Genomic DNA, 10,060 nt, shown 5'->3' with positions numbered 1-10,060 from the left:
CGGCCCCGCCGACCAGCTCACCGTCACCGACAACGACGGCGAACAACTCCACCCCGGATCGCTGGCACGCCCACCAACCCAACCCCCACCCTCGGTGCCGCCGTATCCCGGACCCACCGGCGAACGCGCCGACTGGTGGTGGTACGACCCCTTCGAACCCCAACCACCACCATCAACCAACTAGCGTCGGCCGGATCCGACCGGGTCGAACCGGAATACCGAGAGGCGACCCGCTAGCGCTTCGAACTCGTCGGGCGTGCCGTCGGTGACCATGCCCGAACTCTTGGCGAACATGACGCCGACGGGGACCTCGACCGGGAAGGCCCGAAGTATCGGACGGGCCTGTGCCGCCGTTAGTTCCACGATCCGGACCGGCCGCGACCGGCGGCCCCTGCTGAGCGTGCCGGTGCCGGCGGCCCGGGCATTGGCGGCCCAGTCCGCACCGGGGTAGCCGGCCACGACATAGAGATGACCGTCGACCTGGAACGGCGTCATAGGCGTGCTGCGCGGCTTGCCGGATTTGCGGCCGGGCAAGGTCAGCACCATCGAGGGTCCGGTCGGCACGCCGAGCTTCTGCACCGCCATCATCAGCTTGTTCATCGGCTTGAGGTAGCGCGGCGGACGTGGATCAGACATGCTTTGTCTCCCTTGCTATTTCGTGAACAGGTGACCGTGGTCGGACACCCACCGGGCAAAAGGTGTCGCCGGCTTGTCGTTCGTCTCGCATGACGTGTTCGCGGTTCCGTTCGACGCGATCGCGGAGACCGTGGGCCGACCGGCGGGCATCTGTCGGCAGCTGGCCCGCAGAGCCCGTTCGAAATTCGCCCTCGCCCAACCGAAGCCGGGCGAGGTGCCCGCAACCGAACACCAGCTCGTCACCGAGCAGTTCATCACCGCGTGCGCCAACGGCGACCTGCAGGCGCTCGCGGCGGTGCTGGACCCGACGGTGTGGGGCGTCGGCACCGTGCTGGGCGATCGCCCGTTGCCAACACAGATCAACCACGGGCCGCACAACGTCGCGGTCAACCTACTGCGTTACCTGGGCCCGGGCGCGACGGTGGTGAGCGGTCCGGCCGGCCAGCCCGTTCTACTGGCGTACGCCGAGCAACGGCTGTTCGCCGTCATCGTGCTGACCATCGGCGATCGCCTGGTGACAAAGATCGAGGCAACGGCGGACCCGTCGGCGCGCGTCTAGCGAGGCTCCCGCGGGCTCTCCGGCCGGGTCGCGAAGAACCCGGCGACCGTCGCGCAGATCGCCAGGAACGTACGGCGGGTGTTACGTGCCAGCTCGCTTTGCACGTCGATGACGCCACCTGGCCGAAGATGCGGGTCGAACGGCACCTCGACCACCGTCTGGCCTCGCTCGAGGAACTGTTTCGCCAGTGCTGAGCGGTGGCGCTTGTCCGAATGGCCGTCGGAATCGTTGAGGACCACCACCGTGCGGCGCAGCAGACCGGTACGTCCATGTGCGGCCAGCCACTCCATCGTCTGCGCGGCGGCGCCCGCGCCGTCGGCCCACGGCGACGACACCACGATCAGCGCATCCAGATCGCTCAGCGCCTCCTGGGTCACCGGGGCGTCCATCGTGGAGCCGCAGTCGATGATCGCGATCGTGAAATGACGGTCCAGCCGCGAGGTGGCCTCGCGATACAGCGCGGGATCGAGCACCCGCCGCGGCCCGGCGGTGGGCTCCCCGGCCAGCACGTAGAGTCCGGCTGAATTGCTGCCGACCCGGGTGCTCACGTCGGCGAACGACCGGAGGTTCTGGTCGGCGGCGATCTCCCAGTACGAGCCCTGGGTGCGCGGGTCGATCCGGCTGCCGAGTCGCCCGAACGCGGTGTCGGCGTCGATCGCAACGACGCGGTCCTGACGACGGAGCTCGGCGAAGATCGACCCGACGCTGGCGGCGACGGTGGTTTTGCCGACCCCGCCCTTGCCGAGTACCCCGACCTTGTAGTTGCCGCGCAACGTCGACGAGATCGCGGCCTCGTAGGCGGCGTCTTGACGCTCCCCGGCCGAGGGTCCGAGGTTGACCAGCCCAAAGGTGGCCTTGAAGACCAAGCGCTGCCAGCCGTATCGGGGGCCGGCACTGCGCGGCGCCGGTTTTGCCGGCGAGAAGTCGAGACTGCTCCACGACGGCTGGGCCGGCGGCGCCTGCGGCGGGAAGGGGGGCCGCGGCGGCGGCCGGAAATTACCGGTATGCGGGCGAGGCGGCGGGATCGGCGGCCCGCTCGGCGGCGCGGCGCGTAGGCGGTCCCTGAGAAAGTCGTCGGACTCGGTCATAAGCGCGTCGAGATCGATGTCTCTGATCCGCTCAAGCGCATGGATGCATCGTAAGCCGTCGGCGCCGGTGCAACGCCCGCGATCACTGATTGCGCAGCTCACAGCGGCTCCGATCGGTTGTGACGCAAAAAACCTGGGCAACTTTGCGGCGGCGAACCTCGTTCGGCCGGTCGAGCGGTCAGCGGGTGCGCCGCCGAACCCGGAATCGGCGGTCACGGCCGCTCTGCCAGTGCCTTTGGTGACCCGAGTCACCCGCCGGAGGTATCCGCTGTGAGACAGTCGCCACCTCCCGCCGCGCAGCGAGCGTAATCACAGCAAACTCGCCTGCGGGGCCAGCGTAAAACCGGGCATCCCCGGGCCCCGCAACCGTCGTTCGGCCGATGCTCAAATGCCCTGCGGCACAACAGGACCGAACACTGCCGGATGCCGATGCCGCCGCACCGGCACGACGCCGCGCAGCGAGGCGTTACGATGGTCCAAGTTGGCATGTCAGGCGGGTTTTGTCATATCGTTTTACGACTTGTCGAAAACCGGTCACCGGGCCACCGTTCAGCGCCGTGCGGATACTCCCGACCGGGATCGTCGTTCCGGCGAGCAGCACCTCGACAAGACCGAAGGGGCCCAACCCTCAGCCTTACGGGCGCGGCATCCAACGGAACGATTCGTAACGCTGCGGCTGAAATCTTGGTGAAGGGGTAGGTGCGAATGGCGCCCAACCGCCCGGGCCCTCAGGGGCTCTACAACCCCGCTTTCGAGCATGACTCGTGCGGGGTGGCCATGGTGGTCGACATGCACGGCCGCCGCAGCCGCGACATTGTCGACAAGGCGATCACCGCGCTCGTCAATCTCGAGCACCGGGGTGCCCAGGGCGCCGAGCCACACAGTGGTGACGGGGCGGGAATCCTTATCCAGGTTCCCGACGGGTTCTTCCGGGAAGTCGTGGACTTCGACCTGCCCGCGGCCGGGAGTTACGCCACCGGTATCGCGTTCTTGCCGCAGTCGTCCAAGGACGCCACCGCGGCATGCGCAGCGGTCGAGAAGATCGTCGAGGCCGAGGGCTGCCAGGTGCTGGGGTGGCGCAACGTACCCACCGACGAGTCCTCGCTGGGCGCACTGGCGCGCGACGCGATGCCCACCTTCCGGCAGATCTTCATCGGCGGCGCCGACGGCATGGCGCTGGAGCGCCGCGCCTACGTGATCCGTAAGCGGGCCGAGCACGAGTTGGGCACCAAGGGCCCCGGCCAGGACGGTCCCGGTCGCGAGACCGTGTACTTCCCGAGCCTTTCCGGGCAGACGTTCGTCTACAAGGGCATGCTGACCACCCCGCAGCTCAAGGCATTCTACCTCGACCTGCAGGACCAGCGGCTGACCAGCGCGCTGGGCATCGTGCACTCGCGGTTCTCCACCAACACCTTTCCGTCGTGGCCGCTGGCGCACCCGTTCCGGCGCATCGCGCACAACGGCGAGATCAACACCGTCACCGGCAACGAGAACTGGATGCGGGCCCGCGAGTCGCTGATCGAGACCGACGTGTTCAGTGACCATGGGGACGCTGAAAATCCGGTCAAGCTGTTCCCGATCTGCACCCCGGGCGCCTCGGACACCGCGCGCTTTGACGAGGCACTCGAACTGCTACACCTCGGTGGCCGCAGCCTGCCGCACGCGGTGCTGATGATGATCCCGGAGGCCTGGGAACGGCACCCGAGTATGGACCGGCGCAGACGGGCCTTTTACGAGTACCACGCCTCTTTGATGGAGCCGTGGGACGGACCGGCGTCGATGACGTTCACCGACGGCACCGTCGTCGGCGCGGTGCTCGACCGCAACGGCCTGCGCCCGTCCCGGATCTGGGTCACCGACGACGGCCTGGTGGTGATGGCCTCCGAGGTCGGCGTGCTCGACATCGAGCCGTCGAAAGTGGTGCGGCGCATGCGACTGCAGCCGGGCCGCATGTTCCTGGTCGACATGGCCCAGGGCCGCATCGTCTCCGACGAGGAGATCAAGGCCGAGCTGGCCGCCGAGCAGCCCTACCAGGAGTGGCTCGACAAGGGTCTGATCCCGCTGGACGAGCTGCCGCAGGGCAACTACGTTCGGATGCCGCATCATCGGGTTGTGTTGCGGCAGTTGGTGTTCGGCTACACCTACGAGGAGCTCAACCTGTTGGTCGCCCCGATGGCGCGCACCGGCGCCGAGCCGATCGGCTCGATGGGCACTGATACGCCTGTCGCCGTGCTCTCCCAGCGGCCGAGGATGCTCTACGACTACTTCCAGCAGTTGTTCGCCCAGGTGACCAACCCACCGTTGGACGCCATCCGCGAAGAAGTGGTGACCAGCATCCAGGGCACCGTCGGCCCGGAGGGCGACCTGCTCAACCCGACCGCCGAGTCGTGCCGCCAGATTCATCTGCCGCAGCCGATTCTGCGTAACCACGAACTGGCCAAGCTGATTAACCTGGACCCCGACGTCGAGGTCAACGGGCGCCGTCATGGCCTGCGTGCCAAGGTGATTCGCTGTCTGTATCCGGTCGCCGAGAATGGCGCCGGGCTCAAGACCGCGCTCGATGACGTGCGGGAGCAGACGTCGGCGGCGATCGCCGATGGGGCGCGGATCATCATTCTGTCCGACCGGGAGTCCGACGAGACGCTGGCGCCGATCCCGTCGCTGCTGGCCGTCTCGGCGGTACACCACCACCTGGTCCGCGAACGCAGCCGCACCAAAGTGGGCCTGGTCGTGGAGACCGGGGACGCCCGCGAAGTGCACCACATGGCCGCGCTGATCGGTTTCGGCGCCGCAGCAATCAACCCCTACATGGCGTTCGAGTCGATCGAAGTCATGCTCGACAAGGGTCTTTTCAGCGGCGCCGACGACCTCGACCGCGAGTCAGCGCTGAACAACTACATCAAGGCCGCCAGCAAGGGTGTGCTCAAAGTGATGTCCAAGATGGGCATTTCGACGCTGGCCTCCTACACCGGTGCTCAGCTGTTCCAGGCCGTTGGTGTCGACCAGGACGTGCTCGCCGAGTACTTCACCGGGTTGACCTGCCCCACCGGCGGCGTGAACCTGTCTGACATCGCCGCCGACGTGGCGACCCGGCATGCGCTGGCCTTCTTGGATCGCCCCGACGAGCGGGCGCACCGCGAACTCGAGGTCGGCGGCGAATACCAGTGGCGCCGCGAGGGCGAATACCACCTGTTCAACCCCGACACCGTGTTCAAGCTGCAGCACTCCACCCGGACCGGCCAGTACAAGATCTTCAAGGAGTACAGCGCTCTGGTCGACAATCAGAGCGAGCGGATGGCGTCGTTGCGCGGTCTGCTGAAGTTCCGTGACGGGGTGCGCCCGCCGGTACCGCTCGACGAGGTCGAGCCCGCCAGCGAGATCGTCAAGCGCTTCTCCACCGGCGCGATGAGCTACGGTTCGATCTCCGCTGAGGCGCACGAGACATTGGCCATCGCGATGAACCGGCTCGGTGGCCGGTCGAACTCCGGCGAAGGCGGCGAGAGCGTCACCCGCTTCGAGCGTGAAACCAACGGCGACTGGCGCCGCAGCGCAGTCAAGCAGGTCGCCTCGGCCCGCTTCGGCGTCACCTCGCACTACCTGACCAACTGCTCGGACATCCAGATCAAGATGGCCCAGGGCGCCAAACCCGGTGAGGGCGGCCAGCTTCCGGCGGGCAAGGTCTACCCGTGGATCGCCGAGGTGCGGCACTCGACTCCTGGGGTCGGCCTGATCTCGCCTCCGCCGCACCACGACATCTACTCGATCGAGGATCTCGCGCAACTGATCCACGACCTCAAGAACGCCAACCCGCAGGCCAGGATTCACGTGAAACTGGTGTCGGAGAACGGTGTCGGCACCGTCGCCGCCGGTGTGTCCAAGGCGCACGCCGACGTGGTGCTGATCTCCGGCCACGACGGCGGTACCGGCGCTACGCCGCTCACATCGATGAAGCACGCCGGCGCGCCGTGGGAGCTCGGCCTCGCCGAGACCCAGCAGACGTTGCTGCTCAACGGACTACGCGACCGGATCGTGGTCCAGGTCGACGGCCAGCTCAAGACGGGCCGCGACGTGATGATCGCGGCTCTGCTTGGTGCCGAGGAATTCGGTTTCGCCACAGCACCTTTGGTGGTGTCCGGCTGCATCATGATGCGGGTCTGCCACCTGGACACCTGCCCGGTCGGGGTGGCCACCCAAAACCCGGTGCTGCGCCAACGCTTCGCCGGTAAGCCCGAATTCGTGGAGAACTTTTTCTTGTTCATCGCCGAAGAGGTCCGGGAATACATGGCGCAGTTGGGTTTCCGCACCATCAACGAGGCCGTCGGTCAGGTTGGCGCACTGGACACCACGCTGGCCCGCGCGCACTGGAAGGCGCACAAGCTCGACTTGTCGCCGGTGCTGCACGAGCCGGAATCGGCGTTCATGAACCAGGATCTGTACAACAGCTCCAAGCAGGACCACGGCTTGGACAAGGCGCTGGATCAGCAGTTGATTGTGATGAGCCGTGAAGCGCTGGACTCCAAGAAACCGGTCAAGTTCTCCACCACCATCGCCAACGTCAACCGCACCGTCGGCACCATGCTCGGTCACGAGGTGACCAAAGCCTATGGCGGGCAGGGGTTGCCGGACGGCACCATCGACATCACGTTCGAAGGCTCGGCCGGCAACAGCTTCGGCGCGTTCTTGCCCAGCGGGATCACGCTGCGGGTGTACGGCGACGCCAACGACTATGTGGGCAAGGGCCTGTCCGGTGGACGCGTCGTGGTGCGGCCGCCGGACGATGCGCCCGCGGACTACGTGGCCGAGGACAACATCATCGGCGGCAACGTCATCCTGTTCGGCGCGACCAGCGGCCAGGCATTCCTGCGCGGCGCGGTGGGCGAGCGGTTCGCCGTGCGCAATTCCGGCGCACACGCGGTGGTCGAAGGCGTCGGCGATCACGGCTGCGAGTACATGACCGGCGGAAAGGTGGCGATCCTGGGCAGTACCGGCCGCAACTTCGCGGCGGGCATGTCCGGCGGTATCGCCTACGTCTACGACCCCGAGGACGCATTGGAAGCCAACCTCAACGCCGAGATGGTCGAGCTCGAAGAGCTCGATGCCGACGACCTGGAGTGGCTGCACGGGATGCTGCAGGCGCACATCGAGGCCACCGATTCCGCGGTGGGCCAGCGGATTCTGGCCGACTGGGACGCCGAGCAAAAGCGCTTCGTCAAGGTGATGCCGCGCGATTACGAGCGGGTGCTCAACGCGATCGCCGAGGCCGAGCGCAACGGGACCGATCCTGACGAAGCGATCATGGCGGCCGCCAGTGCCTGATCCCAGAGGTTTCCTCAAGTACACCCACCGCGAGACGCCCAAGCGCCGGCCGGTGGACCTTCGCATCAAAGACTGGAACGAGGTCTACGAAGACTTCCCGCACACCAACTTGCAGCACCAGGCGAGCCGTTGCATGGACTGTGGAATTCCGTTTTGTCACAACGGTTGTCCACTGGGCAACCTGATCCCGGAATGGAACGATCTAGTCCGCACCGACCGGTGGCGCGATGCCATCGAGCGGTTGCACGCGACCAACAACTTCCCCGAGTTCACCGGTCGGCTCTGCCCGGCTCCGTGTGAGTCGTCCTGCGTGCTGGGCATCAACCAGGACGCCGTGACGATCAAGCAGATCGAAGTCGAGATCATCGACAACGCCTTCGACGAAGGCTGGGTGGTCCCGCTGCCGCCCGACCAGCACACCGGCAAGAAGGTGGCCGTAGTGGGTTCGGGGCCGGCCGGCCTGGCCGCCGCGCAGCAGCTGACCCGGGCCGGTCATGCGGTGACGGTGTTCGAGCGCGCAGACAAGATCGGCGGCCTGCTGCGCTACGGCATCCCCGAGTTCAAGATGGAAAAGCGGCACCTGGACCGCCGGCTCGAGCAGATGGAAGCCGAGGGCACCGAATTTCGCGCCGGCGTCAACGTCGGCGTCGACGTCTCCGTCGATGAGTTGAAGTCCGACTTCGACGCGGTGGTGCTGGCCGGCGGGGCAACCGCCTGGCGGGACCTGCCGATCCCCGGTCGCGAGCTGGACGGTATCCACCAGGCGATGGAGTACCTGCCGTGGGGAAACCGTTATGCCGCAGGCGAATTGGACGAACCGCCGATCACCGCCGAGGGTAAGAAGGTGGTCATCATCGGCGGTGGTGACACCGGCGCGGACTGCCTGGGCACCGCGCACCGTCAGCTCGCCGAGAGCGTCCACCAGTTCGAGATCATGCCCCGCCCGCCGGAGAGCCGCGCGCCGTCCACGCCGTGGCCGACCTACGCGATGATGTTCCGGGTGTCCTCGGCACACGAAGAGGGCGGCGAGCGGGTGTTCTCGGTCAACACCGAGGAGTTCGTCGGCCGCGGCGGTCACGTCACCGCGCTCAAGGTGCACGAGGTGACGATGCAAGACGGCACGTTCGTCAAAGCCGAGGGCAGCGACTTTGAACTCGAGGCCGACCTGGTGTTGCTGGCGATGGGCTTCGTCGGCCCCGAGCGCACCGGTCTGCTGACCGACCTGGGTGTCGAGTTCACCGATCGGGGCAACGTGGCTCGCGCCGCCAACTTCGAGACGTCGGTGCCCGGCGTATTCGTCGCCGGCGATGCCGGTCGCGGCCAGTCGTTGATCGTCTGGGCGATCGCCGAAGGCCGGGCCGCAGCCGCTGCCGTGGACCGGTTCCTGATGGGTGAGACCGCCCTCCCGGCGCCGATCGTCCCCACCGCCGCCCCGCAACGCTAGTCGCATTGGTCACACACGCAACATTTGATAAATTCTGCGGCGCGTCCTACACTATTTGCCAGCCAATGGGTGTCTAATAGTTCGATACGGGCGACGCGGGGTGTGGCGTCCGGTTGAGCTGATCGACCGCAGGAGTAAGCGCTGTGTCTATGAACCCGATGACCCGCTCCCGGGTCGGACGAATCGCCTGGTCATTGTTCCGCCATCCAGTCAAGAGCCGCGAATTCCCGGCCAGGCTCGAGCGTCTGGTAACCGCCGACGATCTGATGCGCTTCGGCGTCTAGCCGCCCTCCGGGCCGCGCAGCGACGTCGCGCAGTTCGACCCGAGTGTTTGCTCGGTGTCACCGTTTCGACACCTGACAGTTATGTCATCAGCCCCGAGTCGCGGATCGCCTCGGCCAGCGGCTCCAGCACCGCCGGGTCGTGCGGCGGCGGGATGTACACGATGCCCAGGTCCAGCCCTTCGGCGGCCAAGCCGGCGGCGTCGTCGATGACTTTCGCGTAGTCGAGGTCATCTTCGAGCCGCAGGTGGGCCGACGTCATGATCTCTTTCGGATCGCGACCGATGTCGGCGCAGTGCGACGCCAACACCTCGCGCTTGTGCGCGAACATCTCCGGTGGGCCGCCTACGAAGTTCCAGTGCTGGGCGTAGCGGGCGGTGATCCGCAGGGTGCGCTTCTCGCCACTGCCGCCGATGCAGATCGGGGGATGGGGCCGCTGCGGACCTTTGGGTTCGTTGCGGGCGTCCTTGAGCTGGTAGTAGGCGCCGTCGAAGGTGGTCGTCTCATTGCTGAGCAGGCTGGTGAGCACCTCGCAGGCCTCCTCGAACCGGTCGAAGCGCTCCTTGATGCTGCCCAGTTCGATGCCGTAAGCGCCGGATTCTTCTTCGTTCCAGCCGGCGCCGATACCCAGCTCGAGTCGGCCGTCGGAGATGATGTCAAGAGCGGCAGCCATATTCGCCAGCACCGCGGGATGGCGGTAGTGGATGCCGGTGACCAGGGTTCCCAGCCGCAGCCG

General features: G+C 66.8%; 6 protein-coding genes and 2 pseudogenes. 5 read left to right on the top strand and 3 right to left on the bottom strand.

Annotated features, from left to right (window positions below; genetic code table 11):
* Positions 1–184, top strand: a pseudogene (locus tag AC2VOG_RS07765) (hypothetical protein); the annotation flags it as partial.
* Here the strand turns inward: AC2VOG_RS07765 and AC2VOG_RS07760 are convergent.
* On the bottom strand, positions 181–636 hold the full coding sequence (locus tag AC2VOG_RS07760) for a nitroreductase family deazaflavin-dependent oxidoreductase (protein WP_486939332.1): 456 nt from the start codon (positions 634–636) through the stop codon (positions 181–183). The pseudogene AC2VOG_RS07765 and the gene AC2VOG_RS07760 sit on opposite strands and share 4 nt — an antisense overlap.
* Before the next feature lie 73 nt (positions 637–709).
* On the opposite strand from AC2VOG_RS07760, the pseudogene AC2VOG_RS07755 reads away from it, so the two are divergent.
* A pseudogene (locus tag AC2VOG_RS07755) lies at positions 710–1,195 on the top strand (RNA polymerase sigma factor SigI); the annotation flags it as partial.
* Here AC2VOG_RS07755 and AC2VOG_RS07750 read toward each other — a convergent pair.
* Complete coding sequence (locus AC2VOG_RS07750; RefSeq protein WP_486939333.1) at positions 1,192–2,283, bottom strand: MinD/ParA family ATP-binding protein; 1,092 nt, start codon at positions 2,281–2,283, stop codon at positions 1,192–1,194. The pseudogene AC2VOG_RS07755 and the gene AC2VOG_RS07750 overlap by 4 nt on opposite strands.
* A gap of 705 nt (positions 2,284–2,988) precedes the next feature.
* Between AC2VOG_RS07750 and gltB the strand changes: the two genes are divergently transcribed.
* The 3 genes from gltB to AC2VOG_RS07735 all read left to right on the top strand — a co-directional run bounded on the left by gltB (position 2,989) and on the right by AC2VOG_RS07735 (position 9,327).
* Positions 2,989–7,599, top strand: a complete 4,611-nt coding sequence (gene gltB, locus AC2VOG_RS07745) for a glutamate synthase large subunit (RefSeq protein ID WP_486939331.1) — start codon at positions 2,989–2,991, stop codon at positions 7,597–7,599.
* On the top strand, positions 7,592–9,043 hold the full coding sequence (locus tag AC2VOG_RS07740; RefSeq protein WP_486939330.1) for a glutamate synthase subunit beta: 1,452 nt from the start codon (positions 7,592–7,594) through the stop codon (positions 9,041–9,043). Before gltB ends, AC2VOG_RS07740 begins: the two co-directional genes overlap by 8 nt.
* Before the next feature lie 143 nt (positions 9,044–9,186).
* Positions 9,187–9,327: a hypothetical protein gene (locus AC2VOG_RS07735; RefSeq protein ID WP_486939334.1), complete on the top strand. Its 141-nt coding sequence runs from the start codon at positions 9,187–9,189 to the stop codon at positions 9,325–9,327.
* 79 nt (positions 9,328–9,406) lie between these two features.
* Here the strand turns inward: AC2VOG_RS07735 and AC2VOG_RS07730 are convergent.
* Positions 9,407–10,060 (bottom strand): TIGR03560 family F420-dependent LLM class oxidoreductase (locus AC2VOG_RS07730; RefSeq protein ID WP_486939329.1); only part of this gene is annotated, 654 nt, incomplete at its 5' end.

Source organism: Mycobacterium sp. TH-M11 (assembly GCF_057473725.1).
This window is presented reverse-complemented; position numbering and strand designations above follow the sequence as displayed.

Excerpts from the sequence above, each read along its gene's own strand:
- AC2VOG_RS07760 (WP_486939332.1), bottom strand. The coding sequence starts at position 636 with ATGTCTGATCCACGTCCGCCGCGCTACCTCAAGCCGATGAACAAGCTG.
- AC2VOG_RS07750 (WP_486939333.1), bottom strand. The coding sequence starts at position 2,283 with ATGACCGAGTCCGACGACTTTCTCAGGGACCGCCTACGCGCCGCGCCG.
- gltB (WP_486939331.1), top strand. The coding sequence starts at position 2,989 with ATGGCGCCCAACCGCCCGGGCCCTCAGGGGCTCTACAACCCCGCTTTC.